Annotated in this window: 26 protein-coding genes; 14 read left to right on the top strand and 12 right to left on the bottom strand. The window is 61.6% G+C overall.

Going from position 1 to position 22,689, the window contains the following annotated elements:
• The first annotated feature begins 18 nt into the window (after positions 1-18).
• Positions 19-426: a hypothetical protein gene (locus QCL65_RS00990; RefSeq protein WP_407314014.1), complete on the top strand. Its 408-nt coding sequence runs from the start codon at positions 19-21 to the stop codon at positions 424-426.
• Here the strand turns inward: QCL65_RS00990 and QCL65_RS00985 are convergent, their stop codons facing one another.
• Together QCL65_RS00985 and QCL65_RS00980 are read right to left on the bottom strand one after the other, a co-directional pair.
• Positions 427-660, bottom strand: a complete 234-nt coding sequence (locus QCL65_RS00985; protein WP_407314012.1) for a DUF1161 domain-containing protein — start codon at positions 658-660, stop codon at positions 427-429. It abuts the gene before it with no gap.
• A 41-nt stretch (positions 661-701) separates the two neighbouring features.
• Positions 702-1,127: an OsmC family protein gene (locus tag QCL65_RS00980; protein ID WP_407316601.1), complete on the bottom strand. Its 426-nt coding sequence runs from the start codon at positions 1,125-1,127 to the stop codon at positions 702-704.
• A 187-nt stretch (positions 1,128-1,314) separates the two neighbouring features.
• On the opposite strand from QCL65_RS00980, the gene QCL65_RS00975 reads away from it, so the two are divergent.
• Complete coding sequence (locus QCL65_RS00975; RefSeq protein ID WP_407314010.1) at positions 1,315-2,316, top strand: LLM class flavin-dependent oxidoreductase; 1,002 nt, start codon at positions 1,315-1,317, stop codon at positions 2,314-2,316.
• A 58-nt stretch (positions 2,317-2,374) separates the two neighbouring features.
• Here QCL65_RS00975 and QCL65_RS00970 read toward each other — a convergent pair whose 3' ends face one another.
• Positions 2,375-2,599, bottom strand: coding sequence for a DUF1161 domain-containing protein (locus QCL65_RS00970; RefSeq protein WP_407314008.1), 225 nt, complete (start codon positions 2,597-2,599; stop codon positions 2,375-2,377).
• Positions 2,600-2,724: 125 nt separating this feature from the next.
• Positions 2,725-2,940, bottom strand: coding sequence for a dodecin (locus QCL65_RS00965; protein WP_407314006.1), 216 nt, complete (start codon positions 2,938-2,940; stop codon positions 2,725-2,727).
• A gap of 156 nt (positions 2,941-3,096) precedes the next feature.
• On the opposite strand from QCL65_RS00965, the gene QCL65_RS00960 reads away from it, so the two are divergent.
• Positions 3,097-3,423 carry a YqjD family protein gene (locus QCL65_RS00960; RefSeq protein ID WP_407314004.1) on the top strand — a complete coding sequence of 109 codons (327 nt, stop codon included), beginning with the start codon at positions 3,097-3,099 and terminating at the stop codon, positions 3,421-3,423.
• On the opposite strand, the gene QCL65_RS00955 is transcribed toward QCL65_RS00960, so the two are convergent.
• A complete protein-coding gene (locus tag QCL65_RS00955; protein WP_407314002.1) occupies positions 3,420-4,316 on the bottom strand; it encodes a LysR family transcriptional regulator in 897 nt (298 codons plus the stop codon). The two genes, QCL65_RS00960 and QCL65_RS00955, sit on opposite strands and share 4 nt — an antisense overlap.
• A gap of 126 nt (positions 4,317-4,442) precedes the next feature.
• On the opposite strand from QCL65_RS00955, the gene trpB reads away from it, so the two are divergent.
• The 3 genes from trpB to QCL65_RS00940 all read left to right on the top strand — a co-directional run bounded on the left by trpB (position 4,443) and on the right by QCL65_RS00940 (position 7,065).
• Entirely contained in the window at positions 4,443-5,669 is a 1,227-nt protein-coding gene (gene trpB, locus QCL65_RS00950) for a tryptophan synthase subunit beta (protein ID WP_407314000.1), read from the top strand.
• The gene (gene trpA, locus QCL65_RS00945; protein ID WP_407313998.1) at positions 5,666-6,478 is read left to right on the top strand and encodes a tryptophan synthase subunit alpha; all 813 of its coding nucleotides are present in this window, start codon (positions 5,666-5,668) and stop codon (positions 6,476-6,478) included. The genes trpB and trpA overlap by 4 nt, the downstream gene beginning before the upstream one ends.
• 122 nt (positions 6,479-6,600) lie before the next feature.
• Positions 6,601-7,065 (top strand): anti-virulence regulator CigR family protein, encoded by a 465-nt coding sequence (locus tag QCL65_RS00940; protein WP_407313996.1) that lies wholly within the window; start codon positions 6,601-6,603, stop codon positions 7,063-7,065.
• Between the two features lie 91 nt (positions 7,066-7,156).
• Here QCL65_RS00940 and QCL65_RS00935 read toward each other — a convergent pair whose 3' ends face one another.
• Positions 7,157-7,489: a DOPA 4,5-dioxygenase family protein gene (locus tag QCL65_RS00935; protein WP_407313993.1), complete on the bottom strand. Its 333-nt coding sequence runs from the start codon at positions 7,487-7,489 to the stop codon at positions 7,157-7,159.
• A gap of 36 nt (positions 7,490-7,525) precedes the next feature.
• Positions 7,526-8,440, bottom strand: coding sequence for a choline sulfate utilization transcriptional regulator (locus QCL65_RS00930; protein WP_407313991.1), 915 nt, complete (start codon positions 8,438-8,440; stop codon positions 7,526-7,528).
• A gap of 115 nt (positions 8,441-8,555) precedes the next feature.
• Here QCL65_RS00930 and betC point away from each other — a divergent pair, with 115 nt between their 5' ends.
• From betC to QCL65_RS00915, 3 genes are read left to right on the top strand one after another with little or no spacing between them, the layout of a single operon-like run.
• Complete coding sequence (gene betC, locus QCL65_RS00925; protein WP_407313989.1) at positions 8,556-10,061, top strand: choline-sulfatase; 1,506 nt, start codon at positions 8,556-8,558, stop codon at positions 10,059-10,061.
• Positions 10,062-10,084: 23 nt separating this feature from the next.
• On the top strand, positions 10,085-11,005 hold the full coding sequence (gene choX / locus QCL65_RS00920) for a choline ABC transporter substrate-binding protein (protein ID WP_407313987.1): 921 nt from the start codon (positions 10,085-10,087) through the stop codon (positions 11,003-11,005).
• A gap of 56 nt (positions 11,006-11,061) precedes the next feature.
• A complete protein-coding gene (locus QCL65_RS00915) occupies positions 11,062-12,630 on the top strand; it encodes a SulP family inorganic anion transporter (RefSeq protein ID WP_407313985.1) in 1,569 nt (522 codons plus the stop codon).
• On the opposite strand, the gene aroE is transcribed toward QCL65_RS00915, so the two are convergent.
• Positions 12,627-13,451 carry a shikimate dehydrogenase gene (gene aroE, locus QCL65_RS00910; protein WP_407313982.1) on the bottom strand — a complete coding sequence of 275 codons (825 nt, stop codon included), beginning with the start codon at positions 13,449-13,451 and terminating at the stop codon, positions 12,627-12,629. The genes QCL65_RS00915 and aroE overlap by 4 nt on opposite strands.
• Positions 13,452-14,390 carry an oxygen-dependent coproporphyrinogen oxidase gene (gene hemF, locus QCL65_RS00905; RefSeq protein ID WP_407313980.1) on the bottom strand — a complete coding sequence of 313 codons (939 nt, stop codon included), beginning with the start codon at positions 14,388-14,390 and terminating at the stop codon, positions 13,452-13,454. It lies immediately after the preceding gene.
• Positions 14,391-14,555: 165 nt separating this feature from the next.
• Here hemF and QCL65_RS00900 point away from each other — a divergent pair, with 165 nt between their 5' ends.
• Positions 14,556-15,530 carry an NADPH:quinone reductase gene (locus QCL65_RS00900; RefSeq protein WP_407313978.1) on the top strand — a complete coding sequence of 325 codons (975 nt, stop codon included), beginning with the start codon at positions 14,556-14,558 and terminating at the stop codon, positions 15,528-15,530.
• Between the two features lie 3 nt (positions 15,531-15,533).
• Here QCL65_RS00900 and QCL65_RS00895 read toward each other — a convergent pair whose 3' ends face one another.
• From QCL65_RS00895 to QCL65_RS00885, 3 genes are all read right to left on the bottom strand, one after another.
• The gene (locus QCL65_RS00895; RefSeq protein WP_407313975.1) at positions 15,534-16,094 is read right to left on the bottom strand and encodes an L-threonylcarbamoyladenylate synthase; all 561 of its coding nucleotides are present in this window, start codon (positions 16,092-16,094) and stop codon (positions 15,534-15,536) included.
• Positions 16,095-16,130: 36 nt separating this feature from the next.
• Positions 16,131-17,240, bottom strand: coding sequence for a DNA-processing protein DprA (gene dprA / locus QCL65_RS00890; protein ID WP_407313973.1), 1,110 nt, complete (start codon positions 17,238-17,240; stop codon positions 16,131-16,133).
• An 88-nt stretch (positions 17,241-17,328) separates the two neighbouring features.
• Positions 17,329-18,354, bottom strand: coding sequence for a LysM peptidoglycan-binding domain-containing protein (locus QCL65_RS00885; RefSeq protein ID WP_407313971.1), 1,026 nt, complete (start codon positions 18,352-18,354; stop codon positions 17,329-17,331).
• 143 nt (positions 18,355-18,497) lie between these two features.
• Here QCL65_RS00885 and def point away from each other — a divergent pair, with 143 nt between their 5' ends.
• The 4 genes from def to trkA all read left to right on the top strand — a co-directional run bounded on the left by def (position 18,498) and on the right by trkA (position 22,686).
• Positions 18,498-19,004 (top strand): peptide deformylase, encoded by a 507-nt coding sequence (def, locus tag QCL65_RS00880; protein ID WP_407313969.1) that lies wholly within the window; start codon positions 18,498-18,500, stop codon positions 19,002-19,004.
• Positions 19,005-19,073: 69 nt separating this feature from the next.
• Positions 19,074-20,006, top strand: a complete 933-nt coding sequence (gene fmt / locus QCL65_RS00875; RefSeq protein ID WP_407313967.1) for a methionyl-tRNA formyltransferase — start codon at positions 19,074-19,076, stop codon at positions 20,004-20,006.
• Entirely contained in the window at positions 20,003-21,316 is a 1,314-nt protein-coding gene (gene rsmB, locus QCL65_RS00870; RefSeq protein ID WP_407313965.1) for a 16S rRNA (cytosine(967)-C(5))-methyltransferase RsmB, read from the top strand. Before fmt ends, rsmB begins: the two co-directional genes overlap by 4 nt.
• Positions 21,313-22,686 (top strand): Trk system potassium transporter TrkA, encoded by a 1,374-nt coding sequence (gene trkA / locus QCL65_RS00865; protein ID WP_407313963.1) that lies wholly within the window; start codon positions 21,313-21,315, stop codon positions 22,684-22,686. The genes rsmB and trkA overlap by 4 nt, the downstream gene beginning before the upstream one ends.
• Positions 22,687-22,689 lie beyond the last annotated feature (3 nt).

Genomic DNA, 22,689 nt, shown 5'->3' with positions numbered 1-22,689 from the left:
CTACGACGGGAGCGTGCCATGGGCCGCCTTGCGATTATTTTGAGCGGCGCAGCCCTGGCCAGCTGCGCGAACACGCCATTGCCCGAGCACACTGCGCAAACCGCTTGGGTCGACATGTTTACCCATAGCGGGCGGCTGGTGATGGCCGAGCGGCTCGATGGCCAGAAAACCACGGACGGCCGTTATTTCCAGCTGACGCCGGGCAGCCATGAGCTGATTGTGCGGTTCGATTATGAGATGGTAGCGGGCCTGCTGACCCGTGAGCCTATCGAGCGCACGTGTTACATCACCTTGCGCTACGACGGTTTCAAAGCTGGAGAACGTTATCGCTTGGAAGGGCGGGCCATCTCAACCCAGGCCAGCGCGAGGTTATTCGACGCGCAACGGCAAATCGTGGCTGAAGACCGGGATATACGCTGTATTTAATCAGCCATCATTTTTCTGATAGATGATCTTCTTAGTGCCATTCTCACACGACCCCACCACCATATTGGCGTCATGGGCTTCGTCGTTGGGCACCACTTCCAGGGTGTAATTGGCGACGCCTTGAGCCTGAATCTTGGTTTCGATTTCAGCCTTCAATTCATCGCAGGGTTTCGGTGCGGCGAGTGCTGAACTCGCCAGCGCACCGCAGATAACTGCCAGAGCGAATCGTTTCATGATCCTTTCTCCTATACGGTGCGCAGACAGAGCTAGCCGACTCAGCTTTCCAGCGTCGCCGCCAGGGTGATCTTAGCGTTCAGCACTTTAGACACAGGGCAACCAGCCTTGGCTTGTTCGGAGAGTTCAGTGAACTGCTCCTGGGTCGCGCCGGGGATTTTAGCACTCATGACCAAGTGAATCGCAGTGATCTCGAAACCCTCACCCACTTTTTCCAGGGTCACTTCAGCGCTGGTCTCGATTTTCTCAGGCACCAAGTTGGCTCCGCCCAGGATCATCGAAAACGCCATGGAGAAACAACCCGCGTGTGCCGCGCCGATCAGCTCTTCCGGGTTAGTGCCCGGCTGCCCTTCGAAGCGCGTATTAAAACCGTATGGGTTATTTTTCAAAGCGCCGCTCTGGGTAGAGATTTCGCCTTTACCGTCTTTCAAGCCACCTTGCCATACCGCTGAAGCCTTTTTGGTTATCTTCATGGTGCTGCCTCCTAATAACATGGCGCGAAAGCGTCGCGCCGTCACGTGAGTTGAGAGGCCGGGGGCGCTAGCAAGTTCAGACGAATTACATAGCAACCTATTGAATTTATCGGATACGCCCTCACTCAGTAGTACATAGGCGTACGATTCATTCAGTCGCCGAACGCTTGCAGAGGACGTGATGACGCAATTAGCCGATCTTAAGATATCCATGCTCGACCTGGTCCCCGTACGGGAGGACCAGGGCCCGGCCCAGTCCTTGAAAAACTCTCTGGACTTGGCCCGCCACGGCGAGCGCCTGGGCTACAACCGCTTCTGGGTAGCAGAACACCACAACATGGACGGCATCGCCAGCTCGGCGACCTCGGTACTGCTCGGCTACCTGGCCGGCGGTACTTCGAGTATTCGCGTGGGCTCCGGTGGCATCATGCTGCCCAACCACGCGCCGTTGGTGATCGCCGAGCAGTTCGGCACGCTCGAAAGCTTGTACCCAGGGCGTATCGATTTAGGCCTGGGCCGCGCTCCAGGCTCGGACCAGATGACCGCCAGAGCCTTGCGCCGGGAACGTTCCGGCAGTGCTGACGACTTCCCCGACGACGTCCGCGAACTCATGAATTACTTGGGCCCGCGCACGCCGCAGCAAAAAGTCATCGCCGTACCGGGCAGCGGCACTCAAGTGCCCGTCTGGCTGCTTGGCTCCAGTTTGTTCAGCGCGCAGTTGGCCGGTGAAAGGGGCTTGCCCTATGCGTTCGCGTCGCACTTCGCCCCGCGTTATATGCATGAAGCTATCAGGGTTTACCGCAACCACTTCAAGCCCAGCGCAGTCCTCGACAAGCCCTACGTGATGCTAGGGGTGCCGCTGGTCATGGCCGATACGGATGAGCGTGCCAATTACCTGGCAACCTCTGTGTACCGCCGCATTCTCAACCTGATGCGTGGCGAAACGCTAATGCAGCAACCGCCGGTAGAGACGATGGATGGGCTATGGCTACCCCATGAAAAAGAGGCCGTGGCCAGCTTCCTCGGCCTGGCGATGGTGGGCAGCCCCGGTAAGGTTCGCGGTAAACTTGAGGTGTTGCTCGAGCAAACCCAAGCCGATGAGCTGATATTCACCTGCGATCTGTACGAGCACGCAGACCGCCTGCGCTCCTACGAACTGTTGGCACAGACAGTACGGGGCTAACGATAGGCGCAAAAAAAGCCGGTGCGTTGCGGCCCCGGCTTTAGCGTTTAAAAGCGGATCAGCCGCGCTTGTAAACGATCTCCTTGGTGCCGCCTTCGCACGAGCCCACGATCTGAGCATCTGCGGCACTGCCTTTTTCGACGATTTCCAGCGTATAGCCGGATGCGCCTTTGGCCTGAATCTTCGCGTCGATTTCGCTTTTTAGCTCTTCGCACGGCTTGCCAGCCGCCATCGCGGTCCCTGCTACAAACATCAAACCTGCCGCCAACAAAACTTTTTTCATCGGTCATATTCCTTGGTGGGGTTAAAGCTGGATAAAAAACAGACGCGGCCTGGTGGGGCAGCGTCTGCACTCTCTTTTAGCGGATTATCTGGCATTAGGCCAGACCGGCGTCTGCGGACGCTGTATCAGCTGTTTTCGATGCGGAAACCCACCTTCAAGGTGACCTGAAAGTGCGCCGCTTTGCCGCCTTCGATGTGACCGCGGGTTTCAGTCACTTCGAACCACTCTAGGTTCTTCAGGCTTTTACTGGCTTCTGCCAGGGCATTATTAATGGCGTCTTCGATGGTGGTGGTAGAAGAGCCGACCAGTTCGACTTTTTTGTAGGTGTGGTGATCAGACATCGTGCTATCTCCTTGGGGAAAATGGACAGTCCGGCAGCCCGGTTGCTAATACGTCTGTGGGCTATTACAGGGGAAAAGTTCAGAAACACTGCACTTTCAGCAACCTGTGCAGTCGGAAACTTACACACTTCATCTACACAGCAGGAGAAGACACCTATGGCCAGTAATTCTTTACGCAAAGCCTCGTTGCAGAGCATGGAAGCAGAAATCGAAAGCCTGCTTCGCTCCCTGGAAAGCCTGAAAGACGACGCCAGCGACGAGTCGCGCAAGACCCTCAAAGCACTGCGGGCCAATGCCGAAAACGCGCTAAAGCACTCCCGCAGCCTGCTCGGTGACGTTTACGAAGAAGTGAAGGTCAAGACCCGTGAAACCAGCGTTGCAACCCGCGAATACGCGCAGGAGCACCCGCTGGCCACTGCGGGTGTTGTCGTCGGTGCCTTGGGCCTGCTCGCGGCCTACCTGATGTGCAGCAAGCGCGACTAATCGATCTGTCGCTTCAGCTCGGCGCCTAACCACTGCGCCAGCTGCCCAGCGCGCCCATCCACGGCGCGCCGGGGCACCCACAGCGCCAAGCGCGCCGGTGTTTCACTAAAGCCCCACGGCGCTACCAGCCGACCCGCCTTGATGTCATCGGCCACCAGTGGCTCAGGCGCAATGGCAATGCCCAAACCCGCGACCGCCGCCTCCAGCAGGTAATACAGGTGTTCGAAGGTCTGCCCAAAATTCAGCCCCGATGCCTCCAGGCCTTGCCCTTGTGCCCAAGCCGGCCATGCTTGCGGCCTCGATGCGGTTTGCAACAGAGGCAAGTTCAGCAGGGCCGCCACCGGTGCCCCCAACAGCGCCGCGCCAGGCGCAAAATGGGGACTGAGCACTGGGCCAATGCGCTCGTTCGCCAACTCGAACACCTGCATATCCGCTGGCCATGGTGGCTCAGCGAACACCAGCAGAGCGTCCAGGCCGGGGCGGCGCGGGTCGAGGTCACCTTCGCCGGCCGACAAATGCAGGCGCAGGTCGGGTAGGTCGGCGTTCAAGCGCCCCAGGCGGGGGATAAACCAGCGAGCCAACAGGCTGCCCGAGCACCCCAGTACGAAGGGCGCGCTGGCCGTGCTTTGGGTGATCACCGCGCAGGCCTCGCGCAGGCGCTCGAAGGCGTCAGAACTGGCGTCCCTTAAGCGCATTCCTGCATCTGTGAGTTTCACGCCACGGCCATCTTTGCTGAAAAGGGCTACCCCAAGATGCTCTTCGAGCACTTTGAGTTGGCGGCTCACCGCACCATGGGTCACATTCAACTGGACGGCGGCCTGGCTGATGCTATTAAGGCGGGCGGCGGCCTCGAAGGCCCGTAGGGCATTTAGGGGTGGCAGATCGCGGCTCATGGTATCTGTGAGTTTTCCTGACAGGTTATTGCAATCTTATCGGTTTTCAGCGGGCGCCGTGATGGTTAAAGTAGGCCCATCGCACTTATTCGTGCATCCCTTTTCTCGCAATGCCTGGAGCACTTCATGACCCAGACCACCCTTCGCAGCGGCCCCGACGCCAACGGCTTGTTCGGCGCATTTGGCGGCCGCTACGTGGCCGAAACCTTGATGCCACTGGTACTCGACCTAGCTCGCGAATACGAAGCCGCCAAGCAGGACCCTACGTTTATCGAGGAAATGGCCTACTTTCAGCGCGACTACGTCGGCCGGCCCAACCCGCTGTACTTTGCCGAGCGCCTGACTGAGCACTGCGGTGGCGCTAAGATTTATTTCAAGCGCGAAGAGCTGAACCACACTGGCGCGCACAAAATCAATAACTGCATCGGCCAGGTGCTGCTGGCCAAGCGCATGGGCAAAAAGCGCCTGATCGCCGAAACCGGTGCTGGCATGCACGGCGTGGCCACGGCCACGGTCGCGGCGCGTTTTGGCCTGCCCTGCGTGATCTACATGGGCGCCACCGACATCGAGCGCCAGCAAGCCAACGTGTTTCGCATGAGGCTGCTCGGCGCGCAAATCGTACCGGTCACCTCCGGCACGGGCACCCTCAAAGACGCCATGAACGAAGCCCTGCGCGATTGGGTGACCAACGTTGAAGACACCTTCTACCTGATTGGTACCGTTGCCGGGCCACACCCGTACCCTGCCATGGTGCGTGACTTCCAGGCCATCATCGGCAAGGAAACCCGCCAGCAGTTGCAGGAGAAAGAAGGGCGCCTGCCTGACAGCCTGGTGGCGTGCGTGGGCGGTGGCTCGAACGCCATGGGCTTGTTCCACCCCTTCCTGGACGACACCAGTGTCGAAATCATCGGCGTCGAAGCCGCGGGCCACGGGGTCGACACCGATAAACACGCGGCCAGCCTGAACGGCGGTGTGCCGGGTGTGTTGCATGGCAACCGTACCTTTCTGTTGCAGAACGGCGATGGCCAAATCAACGACGCCCACTCCATTTCCGCCGGCCTCGATTACCCCGGTATCGGGCCTGAGCACGCCTGGTTGCACGATATCAAGCGGGTCAACTACGTCAGTATTACCGACGACGAAGCTTTGGCCGCGTTCCACAGCACCTGCCGCCTGGAAGGCATCATTCCGGCCCTGGAAACCGCCCACGCCCTGGCTGAAGCCATGCGCCGCGCGCCATCGCTGCCCAAGGATCATCTGATGGTGGTGTGCCTGTCGGGCCGCGGCGATAAAGACATGCAGACCGTGATGAACCACATGGGCGCTGTTAATACTCAGGAGATACTCGCATGAGCCGCCTCGAACAACGTTTTGCCGACCTGAAAGCCGAAGGCCGTGCGGCGCTGGTGACCTTCGTCACCGCGGGCGATCCGGGTTATGACACATCCCTGGCAATCCTCAAGGGCTTGCCAGCGGCAGGCGCCGACGTGATCGAGCTGGGCATGCCGTTCACCGACCCAATGGCGGACGGCGTGGCCATTCAGCTGGCCAGCCTGCGCGCGCTGGAAGCCGGGCAGAACCTCAAGAAAACCCTGGAGATGGTCCGCGAGTTTCGCCTGGAAAACGACACCACGCCGATCGTATTGATGGGCTATTACAACCCGATCCACAATTATGGTGTGGCCGCGTTTGTCGCCAAAGCGAAGGAAATCGGGGTAGATGGCCTGATCATTGTCGACCTGCCCCCCGAGCATGACGCGGAACTGGCCACCCCGGCCCAGGCTGCGGGCATCGATTTTATCCGGTTGACCACACCGACCACTGACGATGCTCGCTTGCCCAAGGTGTTGGAGCGTAGCTCAGGCTTCGTTTACTACGTATCCGTCGCTGGCGTCACGGGGGCCGGTTCCGCCACCACTGAGCAGGTCAGCAGCGCCATCGAGCGCCTGCGCCGCCACACCGATTTGCCGATCAGCGTGGGCTTCGGCATTCGCACTCCAGAACAGGCCGCCGCTGTTGCACGTTTGGCGGACGGCGTGGTGGTGGGCTCGGCCTTGGTGGACAAAATCGCCAACGCCGCCCATCCGGGCCAAGCGGTGGAAGACGTACTGGCACTGTGCGGCGACTTGGCCAAGGGTGTACGTAACGCCCGCGTCAGCTAAGGGTAAAGTTCCTGATACAAAGGAATTAGGCGGCTTTCACGCAGACTAATCGGCAAGACCAAGGGGATCGCAGGCCTGTCTGCGCTCCCCTTTTTGTTGTTCCGCTTGCCGAGGACCCACCCATGAAGTTGCCAACCCCCCTGATTTCAGGCTTGGGCATTGTGCTGGTAGCGTTGTCTCCACTGCTCCAAGCAGCACCTGGCGGCCCCGGAGGTCCGGACGAACAACGCCAAGGCCCCGGCGAACAGCGCCAACAGGGCCCGCAGGGCGAACGCGGCCCGCAAAAGCGCCCGGCGGGTAACAACCACGCACAACGTGGCGGCCCGCCCCAGGATTTCGGCCCGGTGCGCAATACCATCCATGAACACCGCGCCGACTTCGGCCGAGGCAACCCACCCCCACCTGATGTGCATATCGCCAAGGGCCACCCATTGCCGCCGGGCTATGGCAAGCGCCTGGATGCGCGCGCCTTGGGCCACCTGCCACATTACCCCGGTTATGAATGGCGCCGAGTGGGCACTGATGTGGTGCTGATTGCCCTGGGCACAGGGTTGGTGTATGAGATTCTTAGTGGGGTGTTGAATTAAAGATCAAAGCTCCGCGGCCAAGGCCCCCTCCTACGCGTAGGAGCGGGCTTGCCCGCGAGAGGCCGCAAAGCGGCCGGTGTAACAGGGCCACCTACCCCCCAAATCCAGCCAAATTCAGCGGCCGGCTGTGCCCCATCCAGATCGCGTAATCCCGGTGATCGACCAGGTCATCGCCCGTCACCGGGTGCATAAAAACCACCAAGCCTTTGCGGTTGATCACGAGCCAAGGCAGCATCACCGCGACCATTTGCGGACCGAAACTCAGCTGGCAGCTCCAGTCCGGGTGGGGGCCGACTGGGCGTTGGTGCATGCGGCCCATCTGCACGTCGAACAGTTTGACCGCTTCCTCACACAACAGGCGTGCCTGCTCCAAGGTGTCAGCGGCGTAATAGACATGGGCGTGATAGGCCTTGATGCGTTGCACAATGGCGGCTCCTGCTGGGCGGGTGAGCAGAGGATATCAAACCGGTGAGGCGTTCTGCTCTGCCATCACCCAATCCAAAAAGCACTGCACTCTGTCTCCATGACGCTTGCGGGTTGGCACCACCACGTAATAACCCATCGGCGACTCAGCCACTTCGGCCATCGGCCGACACAACAAACCTTGCTCCAGTAACGCATCGACCAGATGCCGCCAACCGATCGCGACGCCCTGGCCCGCGATGGCCGCCTGGATCAGCAAGGTGTAGTTATCAAAGCGTAACTGGCCCGGTGCCGGTGCGCCCGGTAGCTGTAGCGCGCGGAACAACTCAGCCCAATTGAACCAGTGATGGCTGGCCTCGCCCCGTAGGTGCAGAAGTGGCAGCTCCAGCAAAGCCTGCGCGGCCAGCGGCAGGGCCTGCCCCTCGACCAATCGGGGGCTGCACACTGCAAACACCTGCTCGCCAAATAACCAGTGGCTTTCACCCTGCTTGAACCGACCATCGCCGAACAACACCGCCACATCAGCGTCGGGGCGTAACAGGGCGTGGCTGCGCTCACTGGTGACCAGGCTCACATCCAATTGCGGATAAGCCTCATGAAAACGATGCAGACGCGGCATCAGCCAATAGGCGGCAAAGGCGAAATCGGTCGAGACCTGGAGCACTTCGTGTTGGGTGTGCTCAGCAATTTTCGACAGGCCCTCATCGATACTTTGTAAGCCCTCTTGGACCGCTTCGAACAAGGCGAAACCGGCGTCAGTCAATTCAATACCGCGGTAGATACGCTCGAACAGGCGAGCGCCAAGTTGCTCTTCAAGGCGTTTGACCTGTTGGCTCACCGCCGGCTGCGTGGTGCCCATTTCCAGGGCCGCTGCAGTAAAGCTGCGCAAGCGCGCTGCCGCTTCGAACGTGCGCAAGAGATCAAGGGAGAGGTCACCCAAACTGTTATACATAAGCAGTGCTTATCCTACACATTGCGCTCCATGGCCTTTACGCCCAAGCCTATGGGCCGCATTCTGAAAGGCATCACCTTCCCATAAATATTCACTATGGAGCGCTAAACATCCCATGAAGCGCAAGAACATTCTTTTCATCATGGCCGATCAGATGGCCGCCCCCTTGTTGCCCATTTACGGCCCGTCCCCAATCAAACTACCTCACCTGAGCCGGCTCGCCAGCCAAAGCGTGGTGTTCGATTCGGCTTACTGCAACAGCCCGCTGTGCGCCCCGTCGCGCTTCACCTTGGTCAGCGGCCAATTACCCAGCAAGATCGGCGCTTATGACAATGCGGCCGACTTTCCTGCCGATGTACCGACTTACGCCCACTACCTGCGGCGCTTGGGCTACCGCACAGCATTGTCGGGAAAAATGCATTTTTGCGGCCCCGACCAACTGCACGGCTACGAAGAACGCCTCACCAGTGATATCTACCCAGCGGACTACGGGTGGGCGGTGAACTGGGACGAGCCCGACGTGCGCCCCAGTTGGTACCACAACATGTCTTCCGTGCTGCAAGCGGGCCCATGCGTGCGCACCAACCAGCTGGATTTCGACGAAGAAGTGGTATTCAAGGCTCAGCAATACCTGTTCGACCATATTCGCGAAGCCGGCGCGCAACCGTTTTGCCTGACGGTATCGATGACCCACCCGCACGATCCCTACACCATCCCCAAGCGGTTCTGGGACCTGTACAGCGACGAAGAAATACCCCTGCCCCAAGATGTTCCTGCCCAAGCCGCGCTGGACCCGCACTCCCAGCGCCTGCTCAAGGTCTACGACCTGTGGGACAAGCCGCTGCCTGTGGATAAGATTCGCGATGCCCGGCGCGCCTATTTCGGTGCTTGCAGTTACATCGACGACAACATTGGCAAACTGCTGCAAACCCTAGAAGACACGGGCCTGGCCGATGACACCCTGATCGTCTTCTCTGGCGACCATGGCGACATGCTGGGGGAGCGTGGGCTCTGGTACAAAATGAACTGGTTCGAGATGTCGGCGCGGGTACCGCTGCTGGTGTACGCCCCAGGGCAATTTGCTGCCGGCCGGGTGAGTGAGTCTGTGTCGACGGCGGACCTACTGCCGACCCTGGTTGAGTTGGCTGGCGGGCAGCTACTACCTGAGTTACCCCTGGACGGCCGTTCGCTGCTCGGGCATCTGAACGGGCAGGGCGGCCATGACGAAGTATTCGGCGAATATATGGCCGAGGGCACGGTCAGCCCACTCATGATGATCCGGCGCGGCCCGTGGAAATTCATCTACAGCGAAAGCGACCCGTGCCTGCTGTTCAATGTTGACGCCGACCCGCAGGAGCGCCAGGACCTGAGCCAAAGCGAACCTTCAGTGTTGCGGGCATTCCTGCAGGAGGCCCGACAGAAATGGGACATACCGGCCATCCATGCCCAAGTACTCGCCAGCCAGCGCCGCAGGCGTTTGGTGACACAAGCCCTGACGGTGGGCAAACTCAAGAGCTGGGACCACCAGCCACTGGTCGACGCCAGCCAGCAATACATGCGCAACCATATCGATCTCGACGATCTGGAGCGCAAAGCCCGTTATCCACAACCCTGCCAATAACTGAACGAAAGCCCGGGGAAGCCATGAAAAAGATATCCACCGTTCTGATTGCTGCAGCACTGACCCTCACTGGCACGCGCGTAATGGCCGAACAAGACTGCAGCACCGTGAAGATGGCAGACCCCGGTTGGAGTGACATCGCCGCCACGAATGCGATCACCGGCGTACTGCTCAGCGGCATGGGCTATACGGCCAAGGTCGATACCCTGGCCGTACCGATCACCTATGGTGGCCTCAAAGACGGCAAGGTCGATGTCTTTCTCGGCAACTGGATGCCGGCCCAGCAGGGTTTCCATGACAAGTTCATCGCCACCGGCGACGTCACTCAGTTGGCCAAGAACCTGGAAGGCACCGAGTTCACCCTGGCCGTCCCAGACTACGTTTGGGACGCCGGCGTGCACAACTTCGCCGATTTGAACAAGTACGCCGACAAGTTCGGGAAGAAGATCTATGGTATCGGGTCCGGCGCCCCGGCTAACCTGTCGCTGCAAAAGATCATCACGAAGAACGAATTCGACCTGGGCCAATGGAAACTAGTGGAGTCCAGCGAACAGGCCATGCTGGCTGAAGTATCACGCGCCGTGAAGAATAAGCGCTTCGTTACGTTTTTGGGCTGGACCCCACACCCAATGAACGTCCAGCTTAAAATGCATTACCTCAAAGGCGGCGAAGCCTACTTCGGTGACACCGGCAGCGTCTACACAGTGACGCGCAAAGGCTATGCCCAAGCGTGCCCCAACGTTGGCCAGTTGCTGACCAACCTGACGTTCACCCAGGACATGGAGAACAGCATCATGGCCGACGTGGCCAATAAAAAAATGACCAACGCCAACGCGGCCAAGGCCTGGATCAAAGCGAACCCGGCCGTGCTGGAAAAATGGCTGGCAGGGGTCAAGACCCTCGACGGCAAAGAGGCCCTGCCAGCCGTCAAAGCGAGCCTGTAAAAAGGTCGGGGCACCCAGGGTGCCCCGACGCCATGCCGTAAAGAAGCGATAGCCCTATGCCTTGGCCCAACCGCCAGAACCTGCTGCCTTTTCTCGCCTGGCTACCCCGGCAAAACCGCCAGCGCGTCGGGCGCGACCTGATGGTCGGTTTGAGCGGCGCGATCCTGGCGCTGCCGCAATCGATCGCCTACGCCCTGATTGCCGGGCTGCCGCCTGAATATGGTCTGTACGCTGCCATCGTTCCGGTACTGATTGCCTGTTTATGGGGGTCATCCTGGCATTTGATCAGTGGGCCTACTGCTGCCATCTCCATCGTGCTTTACACCAGCATTAGCCCGTTGGCCGTACCAGGCAGCCAAGACTACGTCACCTTGGTCCTGGTGCTGACGTTCCTCGCCGGTCTGTTTCAACTCGTGCTCGGCCTGCTGCGCTTTGGCGCGTTGGTGAACTTCGTCTCCCATTCGGTGGTGCTGGGCTTCACCCTGGGTGCTGCCGTAGTCATTGCTATCGGCCAGCTCCCAAGCCTGCTAGGGCTGCAGTTGGACAGCCAAAGCACCGCCCTGGCCACGCTGATGCTCATCGGGCAACACCTGCAGGCCGTTGACCAGCCATCATTGCTGCTGGGGCTGGGCACACTGGTCTTGGGCTTGGTTCTCAAACGCTTGATACCGCGCTGGCCGACGCTGCTGATCAGCCTGGTCAGCGCGAGCCTGCTGGCCTGGCTCTGGCCTAGCGGGTTTGACCACGTGCAGCGGGTGGCCGAATTCAGCGGGCGCCTGCCGCCGTTCAGCCCGCTGCCATTGGACCTGGATACCGCCCTGCGCTTGCTGCCCAGCGCCGTGGCGGTGGGCATGCTAGGGCTCGTCACCAGTTTGTCGATCGCACGCTCCCTGGCGACGCGCTCGCAACAATTGCTCGACGCCAACCAGGAGGTGCGGGCCCAGGGTTTATCGAACATGTTTGGCAGCTTCTGGGCCGGCTCGCTATCGGCGGGTTCGTTCACCCGCTCGGCGCTTAACTACGAGGCCGGCGCGCGCTCACCGTTGGCCGGGGTATTTTCCGCGCTGTGGGTGGCCGTCTTTGCCCTGGCCGGGGCCCGCCTGATCGCCCATATACCCATTCCAGCCATGGCTGGCAGCATCCTGCTGATCTGCTGGGGCCTGGTGGACTACAAAGGTATCCGTGCACTACTGAGGGTCAGCCGTGCAGAGTTCGTGGTGATGCTGCTTACGCTATTGGCGACCTTATTGCTGGAGCTGCAAACGGCCATCTATGCGGGGGTACTCGCGTCGCTGTTCTTCTACCTCAAGCGCACGTCCCAGCCGCGGGTGCAACAGTCGCAAGAAGGGGAAGACAGCGTATTGCACGTGGGGGGGTCGATCTTTTTCGGCGCCAGCCATTACCTGCAGTCACGCCTGCAAGCTACGTCGGGGCGCCGGGTGATCGTGGACGCTTTGCACATCAATTTCATCGACTATTCCGGCGTCGCGATGCTTCACCAGGTGGCCCGCCACTTGAACGCGCAGGGCCGCCACCTGGTGCTCAGGCGGGCACGCCCGGCGGTGGTGGATGAGCTGCTGAAGCTGGAGGGGCGTGAGCAGTGCCCGATTCAGTTCGAAAACTAACCCAGCACCAGCTGTGCGCGTAACGCCGCCAGCACGGGCGCGGTGTCTGGCTGCACCCCACGCCAGTGGGTGAAAGCCACGGCCGCTTGCTCCACCAGCATGCCAAAGCCATCCAGGCACAGCGCCGCGCCGTGGGCTTCGGCCCATCGGCAGAAGGGGGTAGGCTCTCTGCCGTACATCATGTCGTAGCAGACGGTAACCCCGGGCGCTATCAAGCTGCTGGCAATGGGCGGCACGTCACCGGCCAGGCTCGCTGAGGTGGCATTGATAATGATGTCTACCGACTCTTCCAGCCAATCAAAGCCGCTGGCTGCCACGGGGCCCAGGTCAGCGAACAGCCTGGCCAGGCTTTCGGCTTTTTCAACGGTACGGTTGGCGATCACCAAAGAAGCCGGGCCTTCGGCCAACAGCGGCTCCAGAACACCGCGCACCGCACCACCGGCGCCTAACAAGAGAATTCGCTTACCCTTCAATGCGACCCCAGCATTGACCGTCAAGTCGCGTACCAGGCCCACGCCGTCGGTATTGTCCCCGTGCAAGCGCCCCCCGGGCAGGGCACTGAGCATATTCACCGCCCCGGCGCGCTGCGCACGCGGCGTCAACTCATTGCACAGGCGAAAAGCATCCTCCTTGAACGGCACTGTCACATTGGCGCCCAGGCCTCGCTGGAAGAAGGCCTGCGCACATTGGGCAAAATCGCCCAAGGGGGCCAATTGCGTGGCGTACAGCATCTGCTGGCCAGTCTGTTCGGCGAACAGGGTGTGAATCAACGGTGACTTACTGTGGGCGATCGGGTTACCGAATACGACGTAGTGGTCCATTCAAGGGGTTTCCTTATCGACCGCAGGCAGTAACCCCAGCCAGTCGCGGTCTTGCAGGTAGTAGTCGGTCAAACGCGCTTCCTCGCTGCCAGGCGCGGCTTTCCAGTCGTAGCCCCAACGCACCTGGGGCGGCAGCGACATCAATATCGACTCGGTACGGCCACCCGATTGCAGCCCGAACAGGGTGCCTCGGTCGTACACCAGGTTGAATTCCACGTAGCGGCCTCGGCGAAACTCCTGAAACTCGCGCTGTTGCGGAGTCCAGGCCATGGCCTTGCGACGCTGCACGATGGGCAGGTAGGCCTCGATAAAGGCGTCGCCAATGGCCCGCATGAAAGCGAAGCTGGTGTCGAAGTCCCATTCGTTCAGGTCATCGAAAAACAGGCCGCCGACACCGCGCGGCTCGTTACGGTGCTTGAGGTGGAAGTAGCGATCGCACCAGGCTTTGTAGCGTGGGTAGACGTCCGGCCCGAAGGGCGCGCAAGCCTGCTCGGCGACTCGATGCCAGTGCACGCAGTCTTCTTCATGGGCGTAGTAGGGGGTGAGATCGAAACCGCCACCGAACCACCAGACCGCTTCTTCGCCTTCTTTTTCAGCGATAAAAAAGCGCACGTTGGCATGGGAAGTGGGGACATGGGGGTTGTGCGGGTGAATCACCAACGACACCCCCAGCGCCTCGAAACCGCGCCCGGCCAGTTCGGGCCGATGGGCGCTGGCGGACGGCGGCAAGCCCGCGCCAAACACGTGGGAAAAGTTGACTCCGCCTTTTTCGATGATCTGCCCATTTTCGATCACGCGGGTCCGGCCGCCACCCCCCGCGGGCCGGGCCCAGGCGTCCTCGACAAAACGGGCGCCACCGTCTTCGTTTTGCAGGGCTTGGCAAATCCGCTCTTGCAGGTCTAGCAGGTAGGCTTTGACGGCTTCGGTACGGGTACTCATGGGGTCACCTTGAACGGTCAGACATTGGCCGAACGCCGCCTGGCAGCGGGCGAACGCAAATTCGGCGCGTAGCATAACACCCGCTGCGCGGGCGTCGCAGTTGACGCCGAGTAAGCAAAAGCGTCCGATAGAGGTTTTCCGCCACACGACCCAGGGAGAACTGAGATGGCAAAACGTATTCAATTCAGCGCGCACGGCGGCCCCGAAGTGCTCGAGTACATCGATTACACGCCCGCCGAGCCAGGCCCATTGGAAGTGCGCGTGCGCAACCAGGCGATCGGTCTGAACTTCATCGACACCTACTATCGCACCGGTCTGTACCCCGCGCCTGCACTGCCGTCGGGCCTGGGGACAGAAGGCGCTGGGGTGGTCGATGCGCTGGGTAGTGAAGTAACGGGTTTCAGTGTGGGCGATCGGGTGGCCTATGCGGGCGGCCCGCTGGGCGCCTACAGCGAACTGCATAGCTTGCCAGCGAGCGCCTTGGTGGCCCTGCCCGAGGCGATTAGCTTCGAGCAGGCGGCCGCCGTGATGCTCAAGGGCCTGACCGTGCAATACCTGTTGCGCCAGACATACCCTGTGAAGGCCGGGGAAATCGTGTTGTTTCACGCCGCCGCCGGTGGCATCGGCTTGCTGGCCTGCCAGTGGGCCAAGGCCTTGGGGGTCAAATTGATCGGCACGGTCAGCTCGCCGGAAAAAGCCGCACGGGCCAAGGCCATGGGTGCTTGGGAGACCATCGACTACACCCACGAAGACGTGGCCCAGCGGGTGCTGGAACTGACCGACGGGAAAAAATGCCCGGTGGTCTATGACGGCGTGGGCCATGACACCTGGCAGGCTTCACTGGACTGCCTGGCGCCGCGGGGCCTGCTGGTCAGTTTCGGCAACGCTTCCGGTGCAGTCACTGGGGTCAACCTGGGCATTCTGGCGCAGAAAGGCTCGCTCTACGTCACCCGGCCAACCCTGGGCAGCTACGCCACGCCGACCAACCTGCCGGGGATGGCCAGCGAGCTGTTCGAGATGATCAGCAGCGGCCAATTAAACGTAGAGGTCAGCCAGCGCTATCCGCTCGCCGAGGCGGCCAAGGCCCAGACCGAACTGTCCGCGCGCCGTACCATGGGTTCGACTGTGCTGATCCCGTAATACCTAGAGTGACGGGCGAATCACCTCGCCCGTCACCAGGTCCCGAATCACACTCGGGCTTTTGCGCCCACCCAAGGCGCCGCCCAGCACCAGGTCGAGCTCGCCGCGAAAGTACTGCTCAACCCGCAACCGCGTGCGCGCCGCCGGCCGCCCCTGGGGGTTGGCCGAGGTGGACACCAAAGGCCCGACCAAGGCACACAACTCGCGGATTTGCGGATGGTCGCTGACCCGCACGGCTACGCTGGTATGGATGCCGGTGATCCATTGCGGGAGCAAGTCCTGATGCGGGACCAACCAGGTATTGGGCCCGGGCCAAGTACTGGCCATACGGTTCAGCCACTCATCGGGGAAGTCCTCGAAGAGGAAATCGAATTGGCGAATCGTGTCGGCTACCAGGATCAGGCCTTTTTCCACGGAACGGGACTTGATAGCCAGTAACCGGTCGACCGCCTCCTCGTTCCAAGGGTCACAACCCAGCCCCCAGACCGCTTCAGTGGGGTAGGCGATGACCGCACCTGCTCGAATTTCCCGCGCGGCTTGCTGCACACGCCAACTGCTCACCATTGTTATCGCTCCACCTTGACCGAGGCACCAGTGTACTTAGCTGACACGCGCAAACCAACGCCCGGCCTGATTCACCACCGCGCCCTGCAGTTCAAGTTCGGTCAATTCGGCCAAGACCTCGGCCAACCCCCACCCCACGGCCTGGGTCAGGCCCTCGCTGGTTTGCGGCGCCGCCACCAGCAGTGCCAGCAGGGGGTGGGCAGCAGCCGCATCGGCGAGGTTGGCGGCCGTAGCAGGCACCTGCTGCCAACCGCGCAGGTTCTCGAGAATGTGTTCGATGCTCTCGACCAACTGCGCACCATCGCGAATCAACTGGTGACACCCCCTGGCTGCAGGGTGATGGATAGAGCCTGGAATGGCGAACACCTCGCGCCCTTGTTCGGCTGCCAGGCGCGCGGTGATCAGCGAACCACTGGCCGGGCTGGCCTCGACCACCAGCACGCCGAGCGACAGCCCACTGATAATGCGATTGCGGCGTGGGAAGTTGCCGGGGTTGGCGGCGGTGTCCAAAGGAAACTCGGAAACCACAGCGCCACCGCGTTCGACCATGGCGGCCGCCAGTGCCCGGTGCCGCTGTGGATAAGATTTTTCCAGGCCAGTGCCCACCACCCCCACGGTTAGGCCCCCGACATCTAGTGCGCCCTGGTGCGCCGCACCGTCGATGCCCAGCGCCAGGCCGCTGGTGATGACAAAGCCGGCGTCGGCCAAGCAGCGTGAAAAGGCTTTGGCGGTGTCGAGCCCTGGCGGTGAGGCATGACGGCTACCGACGATGGCCAGCTGTGGTTTTTCCAAAATGCTGGGATCTCCCTGCACGAACAACAGAGGCGGTGGGTCGGCGATCTGCGCCAGCAGGGCGGGGTAGTTGGGTTGGTCCCACATCAGCAAATGCTGGGCCGGGCCCTCCAGCCAGGCCAACGCGGCGCGGGCGCCTTCACGCACCTCGGGGCTGCGCCGGGCCTGCACTGTAGCGCTGGGCAAGCCCAGTGACTGCCAAGCCGAGGCGGGCGCACTGAGCGCCGAGGAGGCGCTACCGAAGGCGCGGATAAGGCGTTGGAAACGTTGTGGACCCACCTCGGGCAGCCGGTGCAGACGCAGGCGCGCCTCTAATTCGCAGGGCGAGTGAGCATCGCAGGTAAACAGCGGCATAGGATCATCCTTGATCAATTGCGCCGACGGAACAGCAGGACAAGCTGTGGATAACTCTGTTGGTAAGTGTCTGACAACCTATGGGAAATCAGGGGTTACGCACCTTGTCCTTGACCGTCAGTGAGCGGTTGGCATTGAGTACTAAACCATAGCTGAGCTTTTCATAAGTGCGGAACACCATGAGCAGGCCCGCACGCTCGTCGGGGATCTTCACCTGATCGCCGGTGACCCGGTCACGCACACTCTCGCCGGCCTTAAAGATCGCTAAAACGTTGCCTTCAGCCAGGCCGTCACGCTTGCCACGGTTCAGTGTGACTACATCGTACTTGCCGATTTGCGTAACACCCCGTGGCACATCAATGATCATGCCCTCGACCGGTGCCACCGGCGGGCTGGGGAAAAAGGTTGAATTTACCGCGCGTTCTTCACTGCTGAACAGCCGATCAGCCAAGCGCACCTCTTGATTGGCACGGCTGAGCACCAACGTGGCGATATCGCCCTCGGTGGCAACCACGTCACCGCCGCCAATGTTGTCGGCGTTGATGCCCAGGACTTCTTCGGTGTCGGGGTCGACGTAAGTCTTGCCCTGGCGAAAAATGTCGTAGGCCGGCGGCGCACCGTCGAAATTGCCCCGCGCGTAAATACGGTCGCCAATGCCACTGAGCACACGTTCGGCGCTGCCCGCGACAATGTAGGGCGCGCGGGTGAAGTCTTCGGCATCGTCGACGATCCGGTTGCTCAACAAAAACGCATTGATGCTTTGCAGCGGGATACTGGGAATAGCCTCGGCCACGGGGGTGGTGCGTACCCGCGGCGATAATTTGATAGTGCCGCGCGAAGCCCCGCGCTCCAGCGTCAGCCGCGGCTGGCCGTCGACATAGGTCAGCACCAGCGAGTCGCCGGGGTAGATCAGGTCGGGGTTGGCGATCTGTGGGTTGGCATGCCAGAGCTCGGGCCATTGCCACGGTGAGCGCAGGAAGCGGGCAGAAATGTCCCATAGTGTGTCGCCTTGCACCACGGTATACCGCTGGGGGTAGCCGTCGCGCAGCTCGACCTGTGCCTGGGCCAGCCCTGCACACGCCAGCAGTAGCCAGGCGAGTAGTGATTTCCTCATGCCGTGAATCCCTTTATCATGTCCGCTCACGTGAAACGCCGCCCGACACGGGCTCTCCTTGGGAGATCGTTTTACCGGCAGGTCGCTTGCAACCGGCTCGACCGCTATCCTCGACTTTACCTTACAGTGCAGCAAATACGCATATGGCTATTTTAAACATCCTCGAATTTCCAGACCCGCGCCTGCGAACCCTGGCCAAGCCAGTGGCCGTGGTCGACGACGAAGTCCGTCAATTGATCGATGACATGTTTGAAACCATGTACGAGGCGCCGGGCATCGGCTTGGCCGCCACCCAGGTCAATGTGCACAAGCGCATTGTCGTCATGGATCTGAGCGAGGACCGTAGCGAACCGCGGGTATTCATCAACCCCGAATTCGAGCCGCTCACCCAAGAAATGGGCCAATACCAGGAAGGCTGCCTGTCGGTACCGGGCTTCTACGAGAACGTCGACCGCCCCCAGCAGGTAAAAATCAAGGCGTTGGACCGCGATGGCAAACCGTATGAATTGATTGCCGAGGGGTTGCTTGCGGTCTGCATTCAACACGAGTGCGATCACCTCAACGGCAAGCTGTTCGTCGACTATTTGTCCAACCTCAAGCGCGACCGGATCAAGAAGAAACTGGAAAAGCAGCACCGCCAGCAAGCCTGATCCCGCCCCGCCGAAGGCTTGCGTTGCAAGCCTTTTTCTTTTCCAGCTTCAAGCGAGACCCCTACCACCATGCGCATCGTCTTCGCGGGCACCCCCGAGTTTGCCGCCGAACACCTGAAGGCTCTATTGGCCACCGCCCACGAAGTGATCGCGGTCTACACCCAGCCAGACCGCCCGGCAGGCCGGGGCCAGAAGCTGACCCCCAGTGCGGTCAAGCAGCTCGCCCTGGAGCACGCCATCCCGGTCTTGCAGCCCGCCAGCCTGCGCGCGCCCGAAGCCCAGGCCGAGCTGGCCGCGCTGGCGCCCGACCTCATGGTGGTAGTTGCCTACGGCCTGATCCTGCCCCAGGCCGTGCTCGACATCCCGGCATTGGGTTGCATCAATAGTCACGCCTCGCTGCTGCCCCGTTGGCGCGGCGCGGCGCCGATACAGCGTGCGGTGCAAGCCGGCGATGAGGCCAGTGGCGTCACGGTAATGCGCATGGAAGCCGGGCTGGACACCGGCCCTATGTTGCTCAAAGTCAGCACGCCGATCGGGCCTGACGAGACCGGCGGCAGCTTGCATGACCGCCTTGCGCAGATGGGCCCGGCCGCCGTGGTCAGCGCCATCGAAGGCCTGGCCGCCGGCACCCTGGGTGGAGAGATCCAGGACGACAGCCTGGCCACCTATGCCCACAAGCTGAACAAAGACGAAGCACGTATCGACTGGACCCGCCCGGCCGTCGAACTGGAGCGCCTGATTCGCGCTTTCTTCCCCTGGCCCATTTGCCATAGCAGCCTGGCCGGGGAGGCCGTCAAGGTATTGGCCGCACGCGTGGCTGACGGCCAGGGCGCGCCAGGGCAGATCCTCGGCGCCAGCAAAGAAGGCCTGGTGGTGGCGTGCGGCGATCAGGCGTTGTGCCTGACGCGCCTGCAATTCCCTGGCGGCAAGCCGTTGAATTTCAGCGACCTGTTCAACAGCCGCCGCGAGAGTTTCGCCATTGGCACGGTGTTGGGCCAATGAACCCGCGCCTGGCGGCTGCCCGCGCCCTGGCCACCGTGCTCAGTGGCAAAGCCTCGCTGAACAGTTCGCTGCCCAGCCAATTGGATAAAGTGCAGGTGCGCGACCGCGGCCTCACCCAAGACCTGGCGTTTGGCACCGCACGCTGGCAGCCGCGCCTGGCGGCACTGGCCGAGCACCTGCTGCAAAAGCCGTTCAAGGCCGCTGACAACGACGTTCAGGCTCTGCTGCTGGTGGGCCTTTACCAACTGCTGTACACCCGTATCCCGGCCCACGCGGCCATTGGCGAAACCGTCGGTTGCGTCGACAAACTGAAAAAGCCTTGGGCCAAAGCCCTGGTGAACGCCGTACTGCGCCGCGCCCAGCGCGAAAGCGAGGCTATTTTCGCCGAACTCGAGCGCGACCCCGTGGTGCGCACCGCCCACCCACGCTGGCTGCAGAAATCGCTGAAGGCGTTCTGGCCGCAGGACTGGGAGGCCATTTGCGCCGCCAACAATGCTCACCCGCCGATGATCTTGCGGGTCAACCGGCGCCATCAGCGCCGTGACGCTTACCTGCAACTGCTCGCCGCCCAAGGCACCGTCGCCAGCCCGTGCATTTACAGCGAAGACGGTATCGTCCTGGAAAAACCCTGCGACGTGCGCGAATTGCCCGGTTTCAGCGAAGGCTGGATCAGCGTGCAAGATGAAGCCGCCCAACTGGCCGCGCCGCTACTGGACCTGAAACCCGGGCAGCGGGTGCTGGACGCCTGTTGCGCGCCGGGCGGCAAGACCTGCCATATGCTCGAAACGGAGCCTGGCCTGGCCGCCGTGGTGGCCGTGGACCTTGAAGCCAAACGCCTGGTACGGGTGCGAGAAAACCTTGACCGCCTCGGCCTGGATGCCCAATTGATCGCCGCCGACGGGCGCGATACCGCGGCTTGGTGGGATGGCCAGCCGTTCCAGCGCATCTTGTTGGACGCCCCCTGCTCAGCCACCGGGGTTATCCGCCGCCACCCGGATATCAAGCTCACCCGCCAACCCGACGACATTGCAGCCCTGGCCACGCTACAAGGGCAGTTGCTCGACGCCCTTTGGGCAACCCTGGAGGTCGGCGGTATTCTGCTGTACGCCACCTGCTCCACGCTGCCAACGGAAAACACCGAAGTCATTGCGGCTTTTCTGGCGCGCACCTCCGGCGCGCGCGAGCTGGACCTGGCCACCAGCGCCGGCGTCAAGCAACCCCACGGCCGGCAACTGCTGGCCCAAGAGGGCGGCCACGATGGCTTCTACTATGCCAAGCTGATCAAGATCGCTCATGGGAGTATCGGATGAAAATCATCATCCTCGGCGCGGGGCAGGTGGGCGGCACCCTGGCCGAGCACTTGGCCAGCGAAGCCAACGACATCACCGTGGTCGACACCGACGCCGACCGTTTACGCGCCCTCGGCGACCGCCTGGACATCCGCACCGTGCAGGGCCACGGCTCGTATCCCACGGTGCTGCGGCAAGCGGGCGCCGAAGACGCCGATATGCTGGTGGCCGTGACCAACAGCGACGAGACCAATATGGTCGCCTGCCAAGTCGCCTACACCCTGTTCCACACGCCCACCAAGATCGCCCGGGTGCGAGAATCAGCCTACCTCACCCGCGCCGGGCTGTTCGACAACGACGCCATCCCGGTGGACGTGCTGATCAGCCCGGAACAGGTGGTCACCAACTACATCAAGCGCCTGATCGAGTACCCCGGCGCCCTGCAGGTGCTGGACTTCGCCCAAGGCAAAGCGCAACTGGTGGCAGTCAAGGCCTACTACGGTGGCCCGCTGGTGGGCCAGCAACTGCGCCAGATCCGCGCGCACATGCCCAATGTCGACACCCGGGTCGCGGCCATTTTCCGCCGCGACCGGCCGATCCTTCCGCGCGGCGATACCGTGATCGAGGCCGACGATGAAGTGTTTTTTATCGCTGCCACCGAGGACATCCGCGCTGTCATGGCGGAGCTGCGCCGGGTCGAGGTGACCAACAAGCGCATCGTGATCGCCGGGGGCGGGCAGATCGGCGAGCGGTTGGCCGAAGCCATCGAAAGCCGCTACCAGGTCAAGATCATCGAGATGAGCCCGGCGCGCTGCCGCCATCTTTCGGACTCCCTGGACAGCACCGTGGTCTTGCAGGGCAGCGCCTCGGACCGCGATCTGATGCTCGAAGAAAACATCGCCCAGGCCGATATTTTTCTGGCCCTGACCAACGACGATGAAGCCAACATCATGTCGTCGCTGCTGGCCAAACGGCTGGGAGCGCGCAAAGTCATGACCATCATCAACAACCCGGCTTACGTCGACTTGGTCCAAGGTGGCGAAATCGACATTGCCATCAGCCCCCAATTAGCGACCATCGGCACCCTGTTAGCCCACGTACGTCGGGGCGACATCGTCAGCGTGCACTCCCTGCGCCGGGGTGCGGCCGAGGCCATCGAAGCGATTGCCCACGGTGACGCCCGTTCGAGCAAAGTGATCGGCCGTGCCATCGATGACATCAGCCTGCCGCCTGGCACCACCATTGGCGCGATTATCCGCGACGACAACGTGGTGATCGCCCACGGCGACAGTGTCATCGAGGCGGGCGACCACGTGATTTTGTTCGTGGTCGACAAGAAGTACATCCGCGACGTGGAGAAGCTGTTCCATGTGGGGTTGAGTTTTTTCTGACCG

It is taken from the genome of Pseudomonas sp. nanlin1 (assembly GCF_045571515.1).
In the GTDB taxonomy this organism is placed as follows: domain Bacteria; phylum Pseudomonadota; class Gammaproteobacteria; order Pseudomonadales; family Pseudomonadaceae; genus Aquipseudomonas.
This window is presented reverse-complemented; position numbering and strand designations above follow the sequence as displayed.

Excerpts from the sequence above, each read along its gene's own strand:
- QCL65_RS00990 (WP_407314014.1), top strand. The coding sequence starts at position 19 with ATGGGCCGCCTTGCGATTATTTTGAGCGGCGCAGCCCTGGCCAGCTGC.
- QCL65_RS00985 (WP_407314012.1), bottom strand. The coding sequence starts at position 660 with ATGAAACGATTCGCTCTGGCAGTTATCTGCGGTGCGCTGGCGAGTTCA.
- QCL65_RS00975 (WP_407314010.1), top strand. The coding sequence starts at position 1,315 with ATGACGCAATTAGCCGATCTTAAGATATCCATGCTCGACCTGGTCCCC.
- QCL65_RS00970 (WP_407314008.1), bottom strand. The coding sequence starts at position 2,599 with ATGAAAAAAGTTTTGTTGGCGGCAGGTTTGATGTTTGTAGCAGGGACC.
- QCL65_RS00965 (WP_407314006.1), bottom strand. The coding sequence starts at position 2,940 with ATGTCTGATCACCACACCTACAAAAAAGTCGAACTGGTCGGCTCTTCT.
- QCL65_RS00960 (WP_407314004.1), top strand. The coding sequence starts at position 3,097 with ATGGCCAGTAATTCTTTACGCAAAGCCTCGTTGCAGAGCATGGAAGCA.
- QCL65_RS00955 (WP_407314002.1), bottom strand. The coding sequence starts at position 4,316 with ATGAGCCGCGATCTGCCACCCCTAAATGCCCTACGGGCCTTCGAGGCC.
- trpB (WP_407314000.1), top strand. The coding sequence starts at position 4,443 with ATGACCCAGACCACCCTTCGCAGCGGCCCCGACGCCAACGGCTTGTTC.
- trpA (WP_407313998.1), top strand. The coding sequence starts at position 5,666 with ATGAGCCGCCTCGAACAACGTTTTGCCGACCTGAAAGCCGAAGGCCGT.
- QCL65_RS00940 (WP_407313996.1), top strand. The coding sequence starts at position 6,601 with ATGAAGTTGCCAACCCCCCTGATTTCAGGCTTGGGCATTGTGCTGGTA.
- QCL65_RS00930 (WP_407313991.1), bottom strand. The coding sequence starts at position 8,440 with ATGTATAACAGTTTGGGTGACCTCTCCCTTGATCTCTTGCGCACGTTC.
- betC (WP_407313989.1), top strand. The coding sequence starts at position 8,556 with ATGAAGCGCAAGAACATTCTTTTCATCATGGCCGATCAGATGGCCGCC.
- choX (WP_407313987.1), top strand. The coding sequence starts at position 10,085 with ATGAAAAAGATATCCACCGTTCTGATTGCTGCAGCACTGACCCTCACT.
- QCL65_RS00915 (WP_407313985.1), top strand. The coding sequence starts at position 11,062 with ATGCCTTGGCCCAACCGCCAGAACCTGCTGCCTTTTCTCGCCTGGCTA.
- aroE (WP_407313982.1), bottom strand. The coding sequence starts at position 13,451 with ATGGACCACTACGTCGTATTCGGTAACCCGATCGCCCACAGTAAGTCA.
- hemF (WP_407313980.1), bottom strand. The coding sequence starts at position 14,390 with ATGAGTACCCGTACCGAAGCCGTCAAAGCCTACCTGCTAGACCTGCAA.
- QCL65_RS00900 (WP_407313978.1), top strand. The coding sequence starts at position 14,556 with ATGGCAAAACGTATTCAATTCAGCGCGCACGGCGGCCCCGAAGTGCTC.
- QCL65_RS00895 (WP_407313975.1), bottom strand. The coding sequence starts at position 16,094 with ATGGTGAGCAGTTGGCGTGTGCAGCAAGCCGCGCGGGAAATTCGAGCA.
- dprA (WP_407313973.1), bottom strand. The coding sequence starts at position 17,240 with ATGCCGCTGTTTACCTGCGATGCTCACTCGCCCTGCGAATTAGAGGCG.
- QCL65_RS00885 (WP_407313971.1), bottom strand. The coding sequence starts at position 18,354 with ATGAGGAAATCACTACTCGCCTGGCTACTGCTGGCGTGTGCAGGGCTG.
- def (WP_407313969.1), top strand. The coding sequence starts at position 18,498 with ATGGCTATTTTAAACATCCTCGAATTTCCAGACCCGCGCCTGCGAACC.
- fmt (WP_407313967.1), top strand. The coding sequence starts at position 19,074 with ATGCGCATCGTCTTCGCGGGCACCCCCGAGTTTGCCGCCGAACACCTG.
- rsmB (WP_407313965.1), top strand. The coding sequence starts at position 20,003 with ATGAACCCGCGCCTGGCGGCTGCCCGCGCCCTGGCCACCGTGCTCAGT.
- trkA (WP_407313963.1), top strand. The coding sequence starts at position 21,313 with ATGAAAATCATCATCCTCGGCGCGGGGCAGGTGGGCGGCACCCTGGCC.